Annotated in this window: 17 protein-coding genes; 4 read left to right on the top strand and 13 right to left on the bottom strand. The window is 73.1% G+C overall.

The window, feature by feature from the left end:
* Window positions 1–171: 171 nt before the first annotated feature.
* From hypE to FBY22_RS23675, 12 genes are all read right to left on the bottom strand, one after another.
* Window positions 172–1,206, bottom strand: a complete 1,035-nt coding sequence (hypE, locus tag FBY22_RS23730; RefSeq protein ID WP_142149109.1) for a hydrogenase expression/formation protein HypE — start codon at window positions 1,204–1,206, stop codon at window positions 172–174.
* On the bottom strand, window positions 1,203–2,309 hold the full coding sequence (hypD, locus tag FBY22_RS23725; RefSeq protein ID WP_142149107.1) for a hydrogenase formation protein HypD: 1,107 nt from the start codon (window positions 2,307–2,309) through the stop codon (window positions 1,203–1,205). Before hypD ends, hypE begins: the two co-directional genes overlap by 4 nt.
* Window positions 2,306–2,932, bottom strand: a complete 627-nt coding sequence (locus FBY22_RS23720; protein WP_142149105.1) for a CBS domain-containing protein — start codon at window positions 2,930–2,932, stop codon at window positions 2,306–2,308. Before FBY22_RS23720 ends, hypD begins: the two co-directional genes overlap by 4 nt.
* Entirely contained in the window at window positions 2,925–4,286 is a 1,362-nt protein-coding gene (locus FBY22_RS23715) for a Ni/Fe hydrogenase subunit alpha (RefSeq protein WP_142149103.1), read from the bottom strand. Before FBY22_RS23715 ends, FBY22_RS23720 begins: the two co-directional genes overlap by 8 nt.
* The gene (locus FBY22_RS23710) at window positions 4,283–5,035 is read right to left on the bottom strand and encodes an oxidoreductase (RefSeq protein WP_142149101.1); all 753 of its coding nucleotides are present in this window, start codon (window positions 5,033–5,035) and stop codon (window positions 4,283–4,285) included. The genes FBY22_RS23715 and FBY22_RS23710 overlap by 4 nt, the downstream gene beginning before the upstream one ends.
* Window position 5,036: 1 nt before the next feature.
* Window positions 5,037–5,843 (bottom strand): FAD/NAD(P)-binding protein, encoded by an 807-nt coding sequence (locus tag FBY22_RS23705; protein WP_142149099.1) that lies wholly within the window; start codon window positions 5,841–5,843, stop codon window positions 5,037–5,039.
* On the bottom strand, window positions 5,840–6,304 hold the full coding sequence (locus tag FBY22_RS23700; protein ID WP_142149097.1) for a Crp/Fnr family transcriptional regulator: 465 nt from the start codon (window positions 6,302–6,304) through the stop codon (window positions 5,840–5,842). Before FBY22_RS23700 ends, FBY22_RS23705 begins: the two co-directional genes overlap by 4 nt.
* A complete protein-coding gene (locus FBY22_RS23695; RefSeq protein WP_142149095.1) occupies window positions 6,304–7,440 on the bottom strand; it encodes a 4Fe-4S dicluster domain-containing protein in 1,137 nt (378 codons plus the stop codon). Before FBY22_RS23695 ends, FBY22_RS23700 begins: the two co-directional genes overlap by 1 nt.
* 145 nt (window positions 7,441–7,585) lie before the next feature.
* The gene (locus FBY22_RS23690) at window positions 7,586–7,843 is read right to left on the bottom strand and encodes a HypC/HybG/HupF family hydrogenase formation chaperone (protein WP_142149093.1); all 258 of its coding nucleotides are present in this window, start codon (window positions 7,841–7,843) and stop codon (window positions 7,586–7,588) included.
* Between the two features lie 6 nt (window positions 7,844–7,849).
* Window positions 7,850–10,135 (bottom strand): carbamoyltransferase HypF, encoded by a 2,286-nt coding sequence (hypF, locus tag FBY22_RS23685; protein ID WP_142149091.1) that lies wholly within the window; start codon window positions 10,133–10,135, stop codon window positions 7,850–7,852.
* Window positions 10,132–10,614, bottom strand: a complete 483-nt coding sequence (locus FBY22_RS23680) for a hydrogenase maturation protease (RefSeq protein WP_142149089.1) — start codon at window positions 10,612–10,614, stop codon at window positions 10,132–10,134. The genes hypF and FBY22_RS23680 overlap by 4 nt, the downstream gene beginning before the upstream one ends.
* 341 nt (window positions 10,615–10,955) lie before the next feature.
* Window positions 10,956–11,585, bottom strand: coding sequence for a universal stress protein (locus FBY22_RS23675; RefSeq protein ID WP_142149087.1), 630 nt, complete (start codon window positions 11,583–11,585; stop codon window positions 10,956–10,958).
* 164 nt (window positions 11,586–11,749) lie between these two features.
* Between FBY22_RS23675 and FBY22_RS23670 the strand changes: the two genes are divergently transcribed.
* The 4 genes from FBY22_RS23670 to FBY22_RS23655 are packed head-to-tail and all read left to right on the top strand — an operon-like array spanning window position 11,750 to window position 17,524.
* Entirely contained in the window at window positions 11,750–12,652 is a 903-nt protein-coding gene (locus tag FBY22_RS23670) for a universal stress protein (RefSeq protein ID WP_142149085.1), read from the top strand.
* Window positions 12,653–12,664: 12 nt separating this feature from the next.
* Window positions 12,665–15,340, top strand: coding sequence for a pyruvate, phosphate dikinase (gene ppdK / locus FBY22_RS23665; protein ID WP_142149083.1), 2,676 nt, complete (start codon window positions 12,665–12,667; stop codon window positions 15,338–15,340).
* Between the two features lie 52 nt (window positions 15,341–15,392).
* Complete coding sequence (gene ctaD, locus FBY22_RS23660; RefSeq protein ID WP_142149081.1) at window positions 15,393–17,072, top strand: cytochrome c oxidase subunit I; 1,680 nt, start codon at window positions 15,393–15,395, stop codon at window positions 17,070–17,072.
* Complete coding sequence (locus FBY22_RS23655) at window positions 17,072–17,524, top strand: cytochrome c oxidase subunit 4 (RefSeq protein ID WP_142149079.1); 453 nt, start codon at window positions 17,072–17,074, stop codon at window positions 17,522–17,524. Before ctaD ends, FBY22_RS23655 begins: the two co-directional genes overlap by 1 nt.
* Here the strand turns inward: FBY22_RS23655 and FBY22_RS23650 are convergent.
* Window positions 17,497–19,146: a cytochrome bc complex cytochrome b subunit gene (locus FBY22_RS23650; protein WP_399212533.1), complete on the bottom strand. Its 1,650-nt coding sequence runs from the start codon at window positions 19,144–19,146 to the stop codon at window positions 17,497–17,499. The two genes, FBY22_RS23655 and FBY22_RS23650, sit on opposite strands and share 28 nt — an antisense overlap.
* Window positions 19,147–19,176: the final 30 nt, after the last annotated feature.

Below are 19,176 nucleotides of genomic sequence, written 5' to 3'. Positions count from 1 at the left end.
GGTGCCGACGGGGTCGCCGGTGCTCTGTCCGGCCAGGGCCGCGGGGCCGCCCTTGGTGGGGCGGGGTCGGCGTGCTCGGGTCAGCCGGGCGGCGCCGGTCTTGAACCGGGGCGCCACCTCGGCGAGTGAGTCGCGGCCGCGGCGCCAGTGGCCGACCTGCGCGCCCGGTGCTCAGCAGATGCGCGGCAACTGCTCGCCGAGTGGCATTTCCACGATGCGGCGGGCGCCCACCAGCGTCCGCAGGGTCGCCCGGCCCAGCGGGCCCTCGTGCAGTACCTCGCCGATCCGGACCGACTGCGCGCCCTCCGGCACCGACCGCATCGCCGTCAGCGCCTCCTCGGCGGCTTCCGGCTCGACGAACGCCACCATGCAGCCCTCGTTCGCGACGACCAGCGGATCCAGGCCGAGCAGGTCGCACGCGGAGGCGACGGCCTGCGGCACGGGAACCGCGCTCTCCTCGATCTCCACGGCCACCGACGAGTCCCGGGCGATCTCGTTGAGCGAGGCGGCCAGCCCGCCCCGCGTGGGGTCGCGCAGCACGTGCACGGCGGCACCGAGCGGCGCCAGGGCGTGCACCAGGCGGTGCAGCGGACGGCTGTCGGAGGCGATGTCCCCCTCGAAGCCCAGCCCCTCCCGGGTGCTGAGCACCGTCGTGCCGTGCAGCCCGATCGGCCCGGACAGCAGGACCACGTCACCGGGGCGGGCGTTCGCCGCCGACGGGCACATCGGCGCATGCCGCTGCCCGACCCCGGTGGTGTTGATGAACAGCCGGTCGGCGGCGCCCCGGCCCACGACCTTGGTGTCGCCGGTGATCACGGGCACCCCCGCGTCCTGGGCCGCCTTGCCCAACGAGGCCATCACCGCCCGCAGTTCGGACAGCGGCAGCCCCTCCTCGATGATCAGGGAGACGGACAGCGCGAGCGGCCGGGCGCCCCGCATCGCCAGGTCGTTGATGGTGCCGTGCACGGCGAGGGACCCGATGTCCCCGCCGGGGAAGAACAGCGGGCTGACGACGAAGCTGTCGGTGCTCATCACCAGGTCCGGCCGGCCCGGCAGCAGCGCCGCGTCCTCCAGCGGCCCCTCGGTCTCGCCGACCGCGGGCAGCACCAGCGTGTCGAGGAGTTCCTCGGTGAGCCGGCCGCCGGCGCCGTGGCCCAGCAGCACGACCTCCTCCTCGTGCCGGGGAGTCGGGCATTCGATGGTCATGGTGTGCTCCTCGCCGAAGCGGTGCGTCCGGCCGCGTGGAAGGCGGCACACGTGCCCTCGGACGACACCATGGGCGCGCCGAGGGGATGACGGGGCGTGCAGCGGGTGCCGTACGCGGGACAGTCGGTGGGCAGCCGGGCGCCGGTCAGGATGGCGCCCGCGATGCACTCGGGGTCCTCCACGGGCCGCAGCCCGCCCACGTCGAACCGGCGGGCGGCGTCGAACCCGGCGTAGGCGTCGGCGAGTTCGAGCCCGCTGTCCGGCAGCGCCCCGATGCCGCGCCAGGACCGGTCGGTGACCTGGAAGACCTTCCGTACGGCCTCCTGGGCGTCGGTGTTGCCCGAGCGGCGCACGGCCCGTACGTACTGGTTCTCGACCTCGAAGCGGCCCCCCTCCAGCTGCCGGACGGCCATCAGGACGCCCTCCAGGAGGTCCAGCGGCTCAAAGCCGGTCACCACGATCGGCACCCGGTAGCGGGCCGCGATCGGCTCGTACTCGGTCCAGCCCATCACCGCGCACACATGCCCGGCCGCCAGGAACGCCTGCACCTCGCAGTCGGGGTCCTCCAGCAGCGCGGTCATCGCCGGCGGCACCAGGACATGGCTGACCAGCATGGAGAAGTTCGTCAGCCCCAGCCGGGCCGCGTGCAGGACGGCCGTGGCGTTCGCGGGCGCCGTCGTCTCGAAGCCGACCGCGAGGAAGACGACCTCCCGGTCGGGGTTCGCTGCGGCCAGGCGCACGGCGTCCATCGGGGCGTACACCACCCGGACGTCGGCGCCGCGCGCCCGCAGGGACAGCAGGTCGGTCTCGCTGCCGGGCACGCGCAGCATGTCCCCGAAGCTGGTGAAGATAACGCCGGGGCGGGCGGCGATCGCCATGGCTCGGTCGAGGGTCTCCAGCGGGGTGACGCACACCGGGCAGCCGGGGCCGTGGATCATCCGCATCCCGGCGGGCAGCAGCTCGTCGATGCCCTGGCGGACGAGGGTGTGCGTCTGACCGCCGCACACCTCCATGATCCGCCAGGGCCGGCCGGCCGTGCGCCGCAGCTCCTCCAGCAGCCGCCGGGCGAGCGCCGGGTCGCGGTACTCGTCGAGGTATTTCATCGGTGCGTCAGGTCCAGCCGGATGTCCACGACACCCTCCACGGCCCGCACCGCCCGCGCCACGATCGGCACGAGGGTACGGTCGGGCAGCACGCCGCCGAGGGTGACCACACCGTCGGCCACGCTCACCGTCAGGGGAGTGGTGATCGGCAGCTGGCCCAGGACGCTGTGCCGGACCTCCTCGGCGATCTCCTCGTCGTCCCGCAGGAAGACCTTCAGCAGGTCGCTGCGGCTGACCACGCCCTGCAGGATGCCCACCGAGTCCACCACCGGCAGCCGCTTGACGTGCCGGCGGGCCATGATGCGGGCGGCCTCGGCGACGGAGGCATCGGCGTGCACGGTCACCGCGGGGGTGCTCATCAGCTCGCCCGCGGTCAGCGCGGCCGCCTTCTGCCGCTCGGCGCGCTCCGCGTCCTCCTCGCCCCCGTCGCGGAACTCCTCCTTGGGCAGCAGATCCGCCTCGGAGACCACGCCGATGACCCGGCCCTCGCCGACCAGGACGGGCAGGGCGCTCACCTTCCACTGGTCGATCAGGCCGACGATCTCCTTGAAGGAGGCGTCGCGCCCGACGGCTATGACGGTCTGCGTCATCACATCGCTCACGGTGTACGGAGATTCAGGCACGGTGGCCTCCCGTGGTCGGGCCCGAGGTACGGACGACGGTCAGGTCGAGGAAGTGGGTGGAGCACGAGATGCACGGGTCGTGGTTGCGGATCGCGCGTTCGCACAGGGCCGTCAGCTCGTCGTCGTCCGGGTCGCGTTCGCCGATGGCGGCCTGGGCCATCCGGCGCAGGTCGTCCTCGATCGCACCCTGGTTCTGGGCGGTGGGCGGCACCATCGTCGCGTCGGCGACCAGGCCGTCGGCGTCGATCTCGTAGCGGTGGTAGAGCACCCCGCGCGGAGCCTCCGTGGCGCCGTGCCCGACGCCCGCCACCGGCGGCACCTCGGTGTACGGGGACGCGGGCGGCTCGTAGCCGTCGATGATGCGCAGCGCCTCGCCGACGGCGTACACCACCTCCACCGCCCGCACCAGGATGGACCGGAACGGGTTGCGGCACACCGCGCCCTCGCGCGGGTCACCGAGCCCCGCCGCCACGGCCGCCTCCAGCGCCACCGGCGACAGCAGGGAGCCGCTGACCGCGAACCGGGCCAGCGAGCCCGTCAGATGCAGCCGCCCGTCGAGCCGCGAGTGCAGCGCGGTGGAGTGGGCCACATGGGTCTCGCTGACATGGTCGGTGAACTGCCCTACGGGGAAGGAGCCGCGGCTGCCGTCGGCGCGCAGCACGGTCGGTGTGCCGCCCTCGATCGCGTACGTGTCCGCCTCGGCCAGCGCCAGCAGGTCCGCGTCGGTGCGCGCCTCGGGGAAGTCGAAGCCCGCCACCCAGCGCACGGTCTCCCACGCGTCGTCCAGCGCCCGCTGCAACTCCTCGCGCAGCGGCCGCAGTTCGGTGCGGGCCGGGGCGCGGTGGAAGCCGCCCAGCCGTACGTTGATCGGGTGCACGGCGCGGCCGCCGACCAGCTCCATGATGTCGTTGCCGGCCTTCTTCAGCCGCAGCCCCCGCTCCACCTCGGCCCGGTGCGTGCGGGCCAGGTCGATCGCGCTGGGGTGGCCCAGGAAGTCCGGGGCGTGCAGCAGATAGATGTGCAGGGCCTGGCTCTCGATCCACTCGCCGCAGTACAGCAGCCGGCGCAGATCCCGGATCGCCGGGTCCACCTCGACCCCGCAGGCGTCCTCGATCGCCGCGCAGGCGCTCATCTGGTAGGCCACCGGGCAGATCCCGCACACCCGGGCGGTGATGTCGGGCGGCTCGGTGTAGGACCGGCCGCGCAGGAACGCCTCGAAGAAGCGCGGCGGCTCGTAGATCTCCAGCCGTGCCTCGGTGACCGTGCGGTCGTGCACGTGCAGGCGCAGCGCGCCCTCGCCCTCGACCCGGGACAGCGAGCCGACGTGCAGGACACGGGATCCGCGGTGCGTCACTTGCCCATCTCCTTTTCGAACGCGGGGGCGTTGAAGGTGTGCAGGAAGCGCTCCACGGCGTCGTCGTCCATACCGTCGCGGCGCAGCACGGGGATCAGCGCGGGCAGGTTCACCGAGCCGGACGGGCCGAAGCAGCCGAAGCAGCCGCGGTGGTACGCCGGGCACAGTGCCCCGCAGCCGGCGTGCGTGACCGGGCCCAGACAGGGCGTGCCGTGCGCGACGGTCACGCAGACCGTGCCGCGCCGCTTGCACTCGAAGCACACGCTGTGGTCGGGGATGTCCGGCTTGCGGCCGGCCAGGAACGCGGTGAGCACCTCGATGAGCTGGCGCCGGTCGATCGGACAGCCGCGCAGCTCGAAGTCGACGTCCACATGGGCCGAGACGGGGGTGGAGGTGGCGAGCGTCTCGATGTACTCGGGGTGCGCGTAGACGGTGCGCCGGTACTCGTCGACGTCCGCGAAGTTGCGCAGGGCCTGGATGCCGCCCGCGGTCGCGCACGCGCCGATGGTCACCAGGTGCCGGGAGGCGGCCCGGATCTGCCGGATGCGCTCGGCGTCGGACGGCGTGGTGACCGAGCCCTCGACCAGGGACAGGTCGTACGGGCCCGGCTGCACCGTGCTGGTGGCCTCCAGGAAGTGCGCGATCTCGACCTCGCCGGCCAGCGCGAGGAGTTCGTCCTCGCAGTCCAGCAGGGTGAGCTGACAGCCGTCGCAGGAGGCCAGCTTGAACACCGCGAGTTTCGGTGCCATCTCACAACTCCCTTACCGCGAGCAGGGGTTCGGCCTGCGCCCAGTCCACGACGGGGCCGGCCTGGCACACCAGCACGGGGCCCAGCTGGCAGTGCCCGCAGTGCCCGGTCGCGCAGCGCATGTTGCGTTCCAGCGAGACCTGCACACGGTCGTGGGGCACGCCGTGCTGGATCAGTTCGCGTGCGGTGGCCCGGATCATCGGCTCGGGCCCGCACACGAACGCCGTCGTCTCCTCCGGCTCGAAGTGGGCCCGCCCCAGCAGCTGGGTGACCACGCCGACGTCCCCGCGCCAGTCCGGCTCGGGCTGGTCCACCGTCACCCCGGTGTACGCCGTGGCCCAGCTCGCCACCTCGGCGCGGGCGATGAGATCGCTCGGGGTGCGCGCCCCGATCAGGACGTTGATGCGCCGGTACGCCTCCGGCTCGGCCAGCGCGCCCAGGATCAGCGGGCGCAGCGGGGCGAAGCCGATGCCGCCCGCCACGATCACCACGTCCCGCCCGCGGGCCCGCTCCAGCTCCCAGCTCGTGCCGTACGGCCCGCGGATGCCCACGACGTCGCCGACCCGGACCGCGCACAGCCCGTCGGAGACCGCGCCGACCGACCGCACGGTGTGCGCGAGCCCGCCCGTGGCCTGCACCGAGCTCACCGACACCGGGATCTCGCCGCGGCCGAAGGCGTGGACCATCGCGAACTGTCCCGGCAGGAAGTCCGGGAGCGGGCGGCCGACCGGCTCGAAGCGCAGCGTGACCGTGTCCGCGGTCTCCGGGCGGCGGGCGACCACGCGATGGGGGACCGGCACGGCGGTCATCGTTCCTCCTTGGTCTCGTAGATGCCGTAGAGGTCCACGAGCCGGGCGCGCGCCGCGTTGAGCCGGTGGGCCAGCACCCGGCCCACCCAGTGCTCGACCGCGCGCCCGAACTCGGCGTCGTTCAGGCACATCAGACGGACGGCGACCGCGTCGAACTCGTAGGCCCGCACCGAGGTCACCGCTCCGGCTCCGAGCTGCCACACGAACGGCTCGTACAGCCAGGACCAGCCGACGAGGTCACCGACCCCGATGGTCTCGATGACCGGCGGCCGGCGGCCCGGCACATGCATGTCGAGGGCGACCGTCCCGCTGCGGACGATCCAGAACCGGTCGGCGTGCCCGCCCTCCTCGAAGAGGCGGGCGCCCTGCGGGAAGTCGGTCTCACGGCCGATGCGCAGCAGCCGCTCGCGGTGCTCGGCCGGCAGAGCGTGGTTCATGCGCAGGGCGATCGAGGGGGGCATCAGTCGGTCTCCGTTTCGAGCTCGGCCTTGAGTGCGGCCACTTCCTCGGTGATGTCGATGCCGACGGGGCACCAGACGATGCAGCGCCCGCAGCCCACGCAGCCCGAGGTGTCGAACTGCTCGTGCCAGGTGGAGAGTTTGTGGGTGAGCCACTGCCGGTAGCGGCTGTGGGCCGAACGGCGCACCGGCCCGCCGTGCAGATACGAGAAGTCCAGGTCGAAGCAGGAGTCCCAGCGCTGCCAGCGCTCGGTGTGGTCACCGGTCAGGTCGGTGACCTCCTCCGTGGTGGTGCAGAAGCAGGTCGGGCACACCATGGTGCAGTTGCCGCAGGTCAGACAGCGCTCGGCGACGTCGTTCCAGCGCTCGGCGTCCATGCTCGAACCCATCAGCGTCCGCAGGTCGACCGGCGGCATCGAGCGCCCCATACGGTCCCGGGCGTCGTCCACCGAGGCCCGGGCGGTGTCCTCGGTGACCGGATCGGCCGCGCGATGCGGCACCCGCGCCAGCAGCCGGGCGCCCTCCTCGCTGCCGACCCGCACCAGGAACCGGTGCCCGTGTTCGTCCACGACCTCGGTCAGCGCCAGGTCGTACCCGGGGTCGGCGGCGGGGCCGCCCCCCATGGAGACGCAGAAGCAGGTGGCGCCGGGGTCGGTGCACTCGGCGGCGATCAGCAGCGCCCCGGACCGCCGCCTGCCGTAGCCGGAGTCCTCGTACCGTCCCCCGGTCAGCACCCGGTCCTGGATCGCAATGGCCCGCAGATCACAGGGCCGCACCCCGAGGAAGGCGTACGACGGGTCGGCCGGCTCCTCGGCGCTGAAGGTGACCTCGCCGTCCGGCTTCCGGTCGGCGCTCCACAACCGCTCCCGCGCCGGGTGCAGGAAGTTCTTCCAGGACTGGGGCCCCGCGCTGTGCGCGAAGGCGGCGCCGTCCTCCCGCCGCACCAGCCGGTAGCGCCCGGCCTCCAGCTCCACTCCCCAGCCGAAGGGCAGCGCGTCCGCGGAGGTCAGCTCCGCCAGCACCACCGCCCCGTCGCGGACGGTCGGTCCGACGACGGTCCGCCCTTGTGCCACCAGTGCCGCGACCAGGGCGTCCAGGCCCTCCCGGTCGAGCACGGCCGGCGCTGCGGTGGCGGTCATGGCGGTCCTCCTCGTAGAAAGGCGGGTCACGCGGATCCACTTTCAGGTTGGTCGTCGGGGCAGGCCCGTGGCAGGGGCCGACCGGCCCTCCCGCACGAGCCGACCGGGCACTCGCCCGTGACGGCCCGAACCGGTCCGGGCCGGCCTAGGGCAGCGGCTCGCCCAGCTCGCTCTCGACCGCTCCCGCCATCGCCCGCAGCACGTCCAGCGTCCGCCGGGCCTCCTCCTCGTCGACCTGCGTGATGGCGAAACCGACGTGCACGATGACGTACGCGCCCACGTCCGCGTCCGGCGTGCAACTCAGACAGACCTCGCGCCGCACACCCCCGAAGTCCACCGTCGCCATCCGCAGTCCGGCGTCGTCGTGCACCTCCACGACCCGCCCCGGAATTCCCAGGCACATCCGCCCTCATCCCTTCGCACCGAGCCGCGCCGCCGCGACCGCCGCCTGTCCGTAACTGATCCCGCCGTCCCCGACCGGCACCTCACCGCCGACCAGCACCCGCAGCCCCTGCGCGTGCAGACGCCGCTTCACCTCGGTCAGCAGCCGGCGGTTGACGAAGCAACCGCCGCCCAGGCACACCGTGTGCGGCGCGCCGTCGGCCACCGCCTGGGCGACCAGCTCCGCGGTGACGATCCCGAGCGTCAGATGGAAGGCCGCGGCCAGGGCCTCCACCGGTTCCCCGCCGAGCCGCCGCCGCAGCAGGTCCGCGACGGTCGGCGTGGGGTCGTACACCCACAGGCCCTGCGCCCGCACGATCCGGTGGGCCAGCGGCACCGCGTGCAGATCGCCCGCCGCCGTCTCCAGCAGGACGGCCGCCTCGCCCTCGTACGAGGTCCGGTCGCACAGCCCGAGGAGGGCGGCGACCGCGTCGAAGAGCCGTCCGGCGCTGGACGCGCGCGGGCAGTTGACGTTCCGGGCGACCATGGCCCGTACCGCCGTCGCCTCGGCCGGGTCGAGGCGTTCGATGAAGGGCCGGGTGAGCCAGGGATACGGCCGCGGGGAGCCCAGCGTCTCCGCGCCGAGCAACAGCCCGAGGGCCGTCCGGGAGGGGTGGCGCACCGCCGAGTCGCCGCCGGGCAGGGGCGCCGTCGCGAACCTGCCCACGCGCCGGTAGCCGCCGAGACCGGCGACGAGGATCTCGCCGCCCCACAGCGTCCCGTCGTCGCCGAGCCCCAGCCCGTCGTAGGCGACCCCGATGAACGGGCCCCGCACCCCGTGCTCGGCCGCACACGCGACGACGTGCGCGTGATGGTGCTGCACCGCCATCCGGGGCACCGGCTGCGCCTTGGCCCAGCGGGTCGACAGATATCCGGGGTGCAGGTCGTGCGCGAGGACGGCGGGTTCGATGCCGGTCAGCCGCTTGAGATGTTCGTACGACGCCACGAACGCGTCGTGGGTCATGACGTCCGCGAGGTCGCCGGTGTGCGGACCGACATGCGCGCGGCCGTCGGCGGCCAGCGTGAACGTGTGCTTGAGCTGGGCGCCCACCCCGGCGACCGGCCGCTGTACGCGCAGCGGCAGCGGAGCGGGGGCGAGTCCGCGGGCCCGGCGGACGGTGATCCGGGTCCGTCCGGCGAACTGCACGACGGAGTCGTCGTAGCGGGAGCGGATGGACCGGTCGTGGGTGAGGAAGCCGTCGGCGACACCGGCGAGCGCGTGCCGCGCCTCGGCGTCGTCGATGGAGAGGGGCTCGTCACTGAGGTTGCCGCTGGTGACCACGAGCGGGCGGGCCAGTTCGTCCAGCAGGAGGTGGTGCAGACCGGTCGTGGGCAGGAACAGGCCGACGCGGGTCAGACCCGGGTGCACCTCGGCCGCCAGCGGGGAAGCGCCGTGCCACCTGCGCCGGGCCAGCAGGACCACGGGGCGTTCCGGCGAGGTCAGCGCGGCCTGCTCGGTGGCGCCGACGCGGGCCAGCCGGTCCGCCGCGGGCAGGTCGGGGACCATCACGGCGAAGGGCTTCGTGGGACGGCGCTTGCGCCGCCGCAGCTCGGCGACGGCCGCCGACTCGCCCGCGTCGCACACCAGTTGGTAGCCGCCCAGGCCCTTCAACGCGACGATCCCGCCGTCGGCGACCGTCTTCACGGCCGCCCGCAGCGCCTCCTCGCCGCGCAGCTCGTCCCAGGCCAGGCGCGGCCCGCAGACCGGGCAGGCGACGGGCTCGGCGTGGAAGCGGCGGTCGCCCGGGTCGGCGTACTCGGCGGCGCAGTCCGCGCACAGCGGGAAGTGCCGCATGGTGGTGCGGACCCGGTCGTAGGGCAGGTCCTCGATGATCGACGCCCGCGGGCCGCAGTCCGTGCAGTTGATGAAGGGGTAGCGGTGCCGGCGGTCGGACGGGTCGCGCAGCTCGCGCAGGCAGGCGTCGCAGATCGCCGCGTCCGGGGGGATCTCGCGGGGTGCGGTGTCCGGCGCGCCGGGCGGGCTGTGCCGGACCAGGAACCCCGGGGGGAGATACGCCCGGACGTCGTCGCTCAGCCGGATCCGGCGGACCCGGGCCAGGGCCGGGGCGTCCGCGCGCAGGCGCGCCGCGAACTCCTCGATGTCCCGGGACGGGCCGGCGACCTCGCCCTCGACGTGCCCGTTGACGTTGGCCACCCAGCCGTCCAGGCCCAGCGCGGACGCGGTGCGGTACACGAACGGCCGGAACCCGACGCCCTGGACGATGCCCTCCACATGGAAGCGCCGAACGGTCATGACCCGCTCCCGGCCGTGATCTCGACCGCGACCACGAGGGGCTCCACGGCGGCCGCGACGGCGGCGGACAGGCCGGTGCCGAAGTCGCTGTCGGCGCCCTCGACGGCGTAGACGACGAGCCGTTCCGGCAACAGGCCGAGGACGCGGGCCAGTTCGACTGCCTCGCCCAGCCCCAGCCCGTGCGAGCTGGTGGCGGAGGGCGGTGCGATGTGCCCGGCGTCGAGTTCGAGGCGGTGCACGCGGCCGGGGGTGCCGGGGTGGGCGTGCGCCGCGTCCACGACCACGGCGAGCCCGGCGCCCTCCCACAGGCCGATCAGCCTGCCGGGGTCGCCGTCGCAGGTGGCGAACACCGTGCCGGCGGGCAGCGGGTGGTCCTCGGCGCGCTCCTTCAGACGCGCGACCACGGCCCAGCCCACGCCGTCGTCGCGCCGGAACTCGTTGCCGACGCCGATCACGGCGATACCCGTGCGAGTCCTCATGCCCTCACGGTGGTTCGCCGCGCCCCACCCCGGCATGGGCCGAACGGACCCGTACACCGGGCCGACCCTCCCCACCGAGCACGGCCACCGCGTGCGCAGCCTCCACCTTCTCCGAAGCCACCGGGGCAACACGACTGAGGGCGCAAGATGACCCGGGCGCGGGCCAACGACCTTCCGCTGTGCTCACCGGGCCCGACGGTGACCGGGTGCCACGGCGGCGCGCAGCCCTCGGAGCCACCCGCCACGACGACCGCGGGCGCCGTACGGCCCGGGTGACATGTCGCCGCGCTCGCCGGGCCCGACGGTGACCGGTTGCCAGGCGAGTGCGTCGGCCCCAGCCGTCACCCGGCCACCACGGCCACCGCGCAACGCGCCGCCCCCAGTACCGCCGACGCCGTCCGGCCCGTGCGGAGGCCCAGGACCAGGAGGCCGGCGGTGGTGGAGGCGTGGGTGAGGGCGTGGGGTGGAGGGAAGGACAGGACGTCCGGCCGCACCTCCACGTCCGGGTATCGCGCCCGCCACGGGCGCAGGGCGTCCGACAGCACTTGCACCTCCTGGTCCTCCCACCTCGCACGGTCCTCCTCGGGCAGGGCGAAGGGCGTGTCGGCGGCCTCGGCGGGGAGCGTCCAGGCGTGCACCGCGTGCAGCCCGGCCCCGCGCAGCCGCGCCGCCTCGAAGGCGAAGCCGATCGCCGCCTGTGCCGGATCCCGTGCGTCGACGCCGACCGCCACCCGGTCGGGCAGCCGAACCGGGGCACCGGGCACGAAGACGACGGGTGAGCCGGACACGGCGGACACCGCCCCGCCCGCGTCCGCCGCGGGTGAGGGCCGTACCAGCAGCTCCACGTCCCGGCCGGCGACGTCGTCCGAAGACAGCGTCAGCCCGCGCAGCCGGGCCTCCCGTTCGGCCCACGCCACCGCGGCCCGGCCCGCCGCGGAATCGTCGTCGCCCGCGACGACCACTCGCCCCATGCCGTATCCCCTTCCGTCCGTTCGACCCCCACCGTGCCCGCCGACCGCGGCCCGCGACAGAGGGCCGAACGGTCCCCGCCCGAAGACCCGGCGGCCCATATCGCCGCCCCGGGCAGGGGACGACGCTGGGACCGAAGAGCAGACCGAGCGCTGGAGGTACGCACATGCTTCCGCCCGTCATCGCCGGAGTCGACGGCTCCGCCGAGAGTCTCGCCGCCGCCGAGTGGGCCGCCCGGGAGGCCGCCCGCCGAGACCGGCCGCTGCGGCTCGTGCACGCCTGGAACTGGCACCCCCGCCAGGGCGAGGGTGAGCCGCCCACGGCCGTCGAGCGGTTCCTGGCCCGTCGCGCCCTGCGCGAGGCCGAGGACCGCATCCACCGAGTCTGCCCGAGCGTCAAGGTCGAGGACGAACAGGTCGAGGGACCCGCGACGGCCGCCCTGCTGAAGGCCGCCGAAGATGCCGACCTGCTCGTGCTGGGCTCGCGCGGCCTCAGCGGCTTCACCGGATTCCTGGTCGGCTCGGTCGCCCTCGGCGTGGTGGCGCGGGCCGGCGGGCCCGTCGTCCTGGTCCGGGCGGACGAGGAAGCCGCCGACGAGCACCTTCCGGGGGCCGACGGCATCGCGTCCGAGGAGACCGGATACCGCGACGTCGTCGTCGGCATCGACCTAAACGACCCCTGCGACGAGGTGATCGAGTTCGCCTTCGAGGAGGCCCGGATGCGCGGAGCGCGTCTGAAGGCCGTCCACGCCTGGCAACAGCCCTCCGCGATCGGCCTCGGCCCCGGCGACCTCGCACTGGTCGCCGAGTCCGAGCGGCCCGGGGAGTGGCTCGGCTTCCTCGGCGCAGTGCTCCACGTGTGGCGCGACAAGTACCCCGAGGTCGAGGTCGTCGAGACCGTGACCGAGGGTCGCGCGCAGTCCGTGCTGGTCCGCGCCGCCTCCGGAGCGAGCCTGCTCGTCGTCGGCCGCCGCACCACCGAACACCCGACGGTCCCGCGCACCGGCCCCGTCGCCCATGCCGCCATCCACCACGTCGGCTGCCCCGTGGCCGTCGTCCCTCACGCCTGAGAGGCCTCTTCAATGAGCACGCCCGTGAAGTACGTGTACCGATTCGCAGAGGGCGGCCGCGACATGGCCGACCTGCTCGGCGGCAAGGGAGCCGGACTCGCCGAGATGACCCGGATCGGTCTGCCCGTCCCGCCCGGATTCACCGTGACCACCGAGGCCTGCAAGGTCTACCTCAAGACCGGCGAGGAGCCGCCCGAGCTCGGCGTCGAGGCCGCGCAGGCGCTCGCGGACCTGGAGCAGGCCATGGGCCGCAGCCTCGGTGCGGCCGACGACCCCCTGCTGGTGTCCGTACGCTCCGGTGCCCGCTTCTCCATGCCCGGCATGATGGACACCATCCTCGACATCGGGCTCAACGACCGCTCCGTCACTGGCCTCGCCGAGGCCTCCGGGCAGGAGAGGTTCGCCTGGGACTCCTACCGGCGGCTCATCCAGATGTTCGGCCACACCGTGATGGGTGTCGACGGCGACCTCTTCGAGGAGGCCATGGCCGGGCACAAGAAGAAGGACGACCACGACCTCGACACCGCCGACCTCAAGCGGCTCACCGAGGAGTTCAAGGCCATCATCCGCGAGGAGACCGGCGAGGAGTTCCCGCAGGACCCGGCCGACCAGCTCTCCCGCGCCATCCGCGCGGTCTTCGAGTCCTGGAACACCGAGCGCGCCCGCGTCTACCGCCACCGCGAACACATCCCCGAGGACCTCGGCACCGCCGTGAACGTCCAGGCGATGGTGTTCGGCAACCTCGGCTCCGACTCCGGCACGGGCGTCGCCTTCACCCGCGACCCCGCCACCGGCGAACGCGGCCGGTACGGCGACTACCTGCCCGACGCGCAGGGCGAGGACGTCGTCGCCGGCGTGCGCGACGCGCTGCCGCTGAGCGAGCTCGGCAAGCTCGACCCGGAGGCCTACGCCGAGCTCGGCAAGCACCTGCACACCCTGGAGGACCACTACCGCGACCTGTGCGACGTGGAGTTCACGGTGGAGCGCGGCAAGCTGTGGGTGCTGCAGACCCGCGTCGGCAAGCGCACCGCCGAGGCCGCCTTCCGCATCGCCCACGACCTGCGCGAGGAGAGGACCATCACCGCCGACGAGGCTCTGGTCCGCGTCGACGGCGCCGAGCTGACCCGGCTGATGTTCCCCCGCTTCGACGCCAAGTCCACCGACCGGCCACTCGCCCACGGCGTGCCCGCCTCGCCGGGCGCCGCGGTGGGAGCCGCCGTCTTCGACTCCGCCGAGGCCGTACGCCGTGCCGCGGCCGGCGAGCACGTGGTCCTGGTCCGCCGGGAGACCACCCCCGACGACCTGCCCGGCATGATCGCCGCCGAGGCCGTGCTGACCAGCCGGGGCGGCAAGACCAGCCACGCCGCCGTGGTCGCCCGCGGCATGGGCAAGGTGTGCGTGTGCGGCGCCGAGGAGCTGGCCGTCGACACGGTGGCCCGGCAGTTCACCGCTCCGTCCGGCGCCGTGGTCCGCGAGGGCGACGTCGTCTCCGTCGACGGCACCGCGGGCACCGTCCACCTCGGCGCCCTGCCGCTGACCGCGTCCGAGGTCGGACGCGCCCTGGAGACCGCCACCGCCTCCGACACGCTCACCGACGCGGTCCTGGGCGCCCTCGCCCACGCCGACTCGGTGCGCCGCCTGGAGGTCCGCGCCAACGCCGACACACCCGAGGACGCCGTCCGCGCCCGTGCGCTCGGCGCGCAGGGCATCGGCCTGTGCCGTACCGAGCACATGTTCCTCGGTGAGCGCAGGGCGCTGGTCGAGGCGATGATCCTGGCCCGCGACGACACCGCGCGCGAGCGGGCGCTCGACGCCCTGCTGCCGCTGCAGCGGGCCGACTTCACCGCCATTCTGGAGGCGATGGACGGGCTGCCGGTGACAATCCGGCTGATCGACCCGCCGCTGCACGAGTTCCTGCCCGACCGCACGGAACTCGCCGTCCGCCTCGCCCGCACCGAGCACCCGGACGAGCACGACCGCGAACTGCTCGCGGCCGTCGAGCGGATGCACGAGCAGAACCCGATGCTGGGTCTGCGCGGCGTCCGCCTGGGCCTGGCCGTGCCGGGCCTGATGGCCATGCAGGTGCGGGCGATCGCCGAGGCCGTGGCCCAGCGGCTGCGCGACGGCGGCACCCCGCGCGCCGAGGTCATGATCCCGCTGGTCGGCACCGTGGAGGAGCTGCGGCTGGCCCGCGACGAGTCGGAGACCGTGCTCGGCGAGGTGGAGACCGAGACCGGACTGACCCTCGACTGCCCGATCGGCACGATGATCGAGCTGCCGCGGGCCGCGCTCACCGCGGGACGCATCGCCGAGGTCGCCGACTTCTTCTCCTTCGGCACCAACGACCTCACCCAGACGACCTGGGGCCTGTCCCGGGACGACGCGGAGGCGTCCTTCTTCCCGCTGTACATCGACAAGGGCGTCTTCTCGGTGTCTCCCTTCGAGACGATCGACCAGGAGGGCGTCGGACGGCTGGTGGAGATCGCCGTCGAGGCCGGCCGCGCCGTCAACCCCCGTCTGGAGACGGGTGTCTGCGGCGAGCACGGCGGTGACCCCGACTCCATCCACTTCTTCCACCGCGCGGGCCTGGACTACGTCTCCTGCTCGCCGTTCCGGATCCCGGCGGCCCGGCTGGAGGCGGGACGCGCGGCTCTGACGGAGACCACCGGCACGAGCGACAGCAGGTGAGGGACGCCGGGGACGGTGAGTGGGCTCGCCGTCCCCGGGTACCCGCCGCCGCATGGCGGTGGACAGGAGAACGGCGCGGCCGCGCCGGGCGCCGCAGCGGCCGCGCACGCGCTCGTCGCTGGGACGGGCGCTGCTGCGTTGGGCGACCACGACCGATCACAAGGTCATCGGCAATCTGTACCTCACGACCGCCTTCTCCTTCTTCCTCTTCGGCGGCGTCCTTGCGCTGCTGATGAGGGCCGAACTCGCCCGCCCCGGACTGCAGTTGGTCAGCCAGGAGCAGTACAACCAGCTGTTCACCATCCACGGCACGGTCATGATGCTGCTGTTCGCGACGCCGATGTTCGCGGGGTTCGCCAACGCGGTGATGCCGCTGCAGATCGGTGCCCCGGACGTGGCGTTCCCGCGGCTGAACGCCCTGTCGTACTGGCTGTACCTGTTCGGGGGGCTGATGGTCGTCTCCGGGTTCCTGGTGCCCGGGGGAGCGGCGGCCTTCGGCTGGTTCGCCTACGCGCCCCTCAACAGCGCCGTCCACAGCCCCGGCGCCGGCGGTGACCTGTGGGCCATGGGGCTGGTGGTCACCGGTGTCAGCACCACGCTCGGCGCCGTCAACTTCATCACCACGATCCTGTGCCTGCGCGCCCCCGGCATGACCATGTTCCGGATGCCGATCTTCACCTGGAACGTGCTGTTCACGTCGATCCTGGTGCTGCCCGCGTTCCCCGTGCTGACCGCCGCCCTGCTCGCGCTGGAGGCGGACCGGAAGTTCGGGGCGCGGATCTTCGAGGCGGCCGACGGCGGAGCCCTGTTGTGGCAGCACCTGTTCTGGTTCTTCGGGCACCCCGAGGTGTACATCGTCGCGCTGCCGTTCTTCGGGATCGTCTCCGAGATCATCCCGGTGTTCAGCCGCAAACCGATCTTCGGCTACGTCACCCTCGTCGGCGCGACCATCGCCATCACCATGCTCTCCGCGGTGGTGTGGGCCCACCACATGTTCGCCACCGGCGCGGTCCTGCTGCCGTTCTTCTCGCTGATGTCGTTCCTGATCGCGGTGCCGACGGGCGTGAAGTTCTTCAACTGGATCGGCACGATGACGAGAGGCTCGCTGTCCTTCGAGACGCCCATGCTGTGGTCGTGCGGCTTCATGGCCACCTTCCTGCTCGGCGGCATGAGCGGGGTCCTGATCGCGTCCCCGCCGCTCGACTTCCACCTCACCGACTCGTACTTCATCGTCGCCCACCTGCACTACGTCCTGTTCGGTACCGTGGTGTTCGCGATGTTCGCCGGGTTCTACTTCTGGTGGCCCAAGCTCACCGGGAAGATGCTCGACGAACGCCTCGGGAAGATCCACTTCTGGACGCTGTTCGTCGGCTTCCAGACCACCTTCCTCGTCCAGCACTGGCTCGGCGAGCAGGGCATGCCCCGCCGCTACGCCGACTACCTGGCCGCCGACGGCTTCACCCTGCTCAACACGGTCAGCTCCATCGGCGCGTTGCTGCTGGGCCTGTCCACCCTGCCGTTCCTCTACAACGTCTGGAAGACGGCCCGGTACGGCGAGAAGGTCGACACCGACGATCCCTGGGGTTACGGCCGTTCCCTGGAGTGGGCCACCTCCTGCCCGCCGCCGCGGCACAACTTCACCGCCCTGCCCCGCATCCGCTCCGAGTCCCCGGCGTTCGACGCGCACCACCCGGAGGTCACGGCGGCACAGCAGACGGAACGGAGCGGCTGATGCGTACCGAGTCCCGGCTGTTCGCCGGGGTCGCCGTCTTCTTCGCCGTCACCGCGGCCGGCTACTGGTGGCGTTCCCGAGAGCCCGCGGGCACGGCCGCGCTGGGCGTCGCCTTCCTGATGGCCGCGCTCGTGGCGTTCTTCCTGCACGTCCAGTACCGCCGGCGCGGCCTGCGCGCCCAGGACCGGCCGGACGCCGAGATCCTCGACACGGCGGGCCCGCTGGAGTTCTTCTCCCCGCACAGTCCCTGGCCGATCGTCGTCGCGTTCGGCGCGGTCCTTCTCGCCCTCGGCATCGTCTTCGGGCTGTGGCTGGCCCTGCTCGGGCTGGGTGTCCTGGGGCTGGGCGTCTTCGGCATGGTCTTCCAGTACGTAGACCGGCCCGACCCGGGCTCCGAACCGTCCGGGCCCGCCGCCCCGCCCGGTCAGCCCTTCAACTCGCGGTCGCGCTGAGCGGCCTCGCCGTTCGCCGGGACCTCGCCCCCGGCCGGGAGTTCACCGTCGCCCGGGACTTCACCATGGCCCGGTTCCTGGATCCGGTGACCGTAGTACCAGGAACTCAGCGCCGCCCGCAGCCGCTGCACCTGCCCGGCGTCGGCCCGGGGCCGCGGTGCCGGCAGCGGTTCGGCCTGGCGGCGCGCCCGGAGCACGTACTGCTTGTCCTCGTCGAGCGGTTCGTGGCCCTCGGTGAAGCCGCCCGCGATCGTCTGCCGCACCGCGCCCGTCTCCTCGCCCTCGGCCAGGCGCTCCAGCTCGGCCTCCTGCAGGGCCAGGCACACCCGCTTGGCCACCATCATGGCCAGCGGCGGCAACACCACCAGAGCGACCCGGAAGATCCAGGTCAGCGTGTTCAGGGAGATCCGGAACGTGTGCGCGAGGATGTCGTTGCCGCCGGCCAGGAGCAGGATGCCGTAGAAGCAGATGCCGGCGACGCCGAGTCCCGTCCGGGCGGGGTTGTCGCGGGGCCGGTCGCACAGGTGGTGCTCCCGGTCGTCCCCGGTGACCCACCGTTCCAGGAAGGGGTAGGCGTACAGCACGGCGAACAGGGCGAGCGGCAGCACCACGGCGGGCAGCAGCACGTTCCACATCACCGTGTGCCCGGCCACCGCCGTCTCCCACGGCGGGATCAGTCGCAGCGAGCCCTCCAGGAAGCCGACGTACCAGTCCGGTTGGGAGCCGGTCGACACCATGTCGGGCCGGTAGGGGCCGTACACCCACACCGGGTTGATCTGCGCGACCCCGGCCAGCACCGTCAGCAGGCTGAAGACCATGAAGAACAGGCCCCCCGAACTCGCCGCGAACTGCGGGACCATGGGCTTGCCGACGGCGTTGCGGTTGGTGCGCCCCGGGCCCGCCCACTGGGTGTGCTTGAGGTAGAAGACCAGCATCAGGTGGACGGTGACCAGGGCCAGCAGCAGGCCGGGGATCAGCAGGATGTGGAGCGAGTACAGCCGCGGGATCAGCTCATGTCCCGGGTACTCGCCGCCGAAGACGAACATGCTGACATACGTCCCCACCACCGGGATCGACAGCATGACACCCTGGGCGATGCGCAGGCCCGTGCCCGACAGCAGGTCGTCCGGCAGCGAGTAGCCGGCGAAGCCCTCGGCCAGCGCCAGCACGAACAGGGTCACGCCGATCAGCCAGTTGACCTCGCGCGGCCGGCGGAACGCGCCCGTGAAGAAGATCCGCAGCAGGTGTACGCCGATCGCCGCGACGAACACCAGGGCCGCCCAGTGGTGCAGTTGGCGGATCAGCAGACCGCCCCGCACGTCGAAACTGATGTCGAGGGTGGAGCGGTACGCCTCAGACATGCGCACCCCGTCCAGCGGCCGGTACGAGCCGCCGTAGACGACGTCCGTCATGGAGGGGTGGAAGAACAGCGTCAGCCAGACGCCGGTCAGCAGCAGGACGACGAAGCTGTAGAGGGCGATCTCGCCCAGCAGGAACGACCAGTGGTCGGGGAAGGCCTTGCGCAGCAGCTTTCCCCCGTCGTACACCGGGAGCCGCGCGTCGAGCGCGTCCGCGGCCCGCTCCGCCGCGGGCAGGGCGTGGTCACTGTTCTTCCTCGGCAGCACGGCGCACGGGTGCCCGTGCGCCGTGCG

Origin of the sequence: Streptomyces sp. SLBN-31 (assembly GCF_006715395.1) — a bacterium.
Classification (GTDB): domain Bacteria; phylum Actinomycetota; class Actinomycetes; order Streptomycetales; family Streptomycetaceae; genus Streptomyces.
This window is presented reverse-complemented; position numbering and strand designations above follow the sequence as displayed.

What these genes read in the sequence shown, in the direction of transcription:
- FBY22_RS23705 (WP_142149099.1), bottom strand. Translation starts at nt 5,843, where the DNA reads ATGACCGCCGTGCCGGTCCCCCATCGCGTGGTCGCCCGCCGCCCGGAG.
- hypF (WP_142149091.1), bottom strand. Translation starts at nt 10,135, where the DNA reads ATGACCGTTCGGCGCTTCCATGTGGAGGGCATCGTCCAGGGCGTCGGG.
- hypD (WP_142149107.1), bottom strand. Translation starts at nt 2,309, where the DNA reads ATGAAATACCTCGACGAGTACCGCGACCCGGCGCTCGCCCGGCGGCTG.
- ctaD (WP_142149081.1), top strand. Translation starts at nt 15,393, where the DNA reads ATGGCGGTGGACAGGAGAACGGCGCGGCCGCGCCGGGCGCCGCAGCGG.
- FBY22_RS23675 (WP_142149087.1), bottom strand. Translation starts at nt 11,585, where the DNA reads ATGGGGCGAGTGGTCGTCGCGGGCGACGACGATTCCGCGGCGGGCCGG.
- FBY22_RS23680 (WP_142149089.1), bottom strand. Translation starts at nt 10,614, where the DNA reads ATGAGGACTCGCACGGGTATCGCCGTGATCGGCGTCGGCAACGAGTTC.
- FBY22_RS23700 (WP_142149097.1), bottom strand. Translation starts at nt 6,304, where the DNA reads ATGCCCCCCTCGATCGCCCTGCGCATGAACCACGCTCTGCCGGCCGAG.
- ppdK (WP_142149083.1), top strand. Translation starts at nt 12,665, where the DNA reads ATGAGCACGCCCGTGAAGTACGTGTACCGATTCGCAGAGGGCGGCCGC.
- FBY22_RS23670 (WP_142149085.1), top strand. Translation starts at nt 11,750, where the DNA reads ATGCTTCCGCCCGTCATCGCCGGAGTCGACGGCTCCGCCGAGAGTCTC.
- FBY22_RS23695 (WP_142149095.1), bottom strand. Translation starts at nt 7,440, where the DNA reads ATGACCGCCACCGCAGCGCCGGCCGTGCTCGACCGGGAGGGCCTGGAC.
- FBY22_RS23690 (WP_142149093.1), bottom strand. Translation starts at nt 7,843, where the DNA reads ATGTGCCTGGGAATTCCGGGGCGGGTCGTGGAGGTGCACGACGACGCC.
- FBY22_RS23655 (WP_142149079.1), top strand. Translation starts at nt 17,072, where the DNA reads ATGCGTACCGAGTCCCGGCTGTTCGCCGGGGTCGCCGTCTTCTTCGCC.
- FBY22_RS23710 (WP_142149101.1), bottom strand. Translation starts at nt 5,035, where the DNA reads ATGGCACCGAAACTCGCGGTGTTCAAGCTGGCCTCCTGCGACGGCTGT.
- hypE (WP_142149109.1), bottom strand. Translation starts at nt 1,206, where the DNA reads ATGACCATCGAATGCCCGACTCCCCGGCACGAGGAGGAGGTCGTGCTG.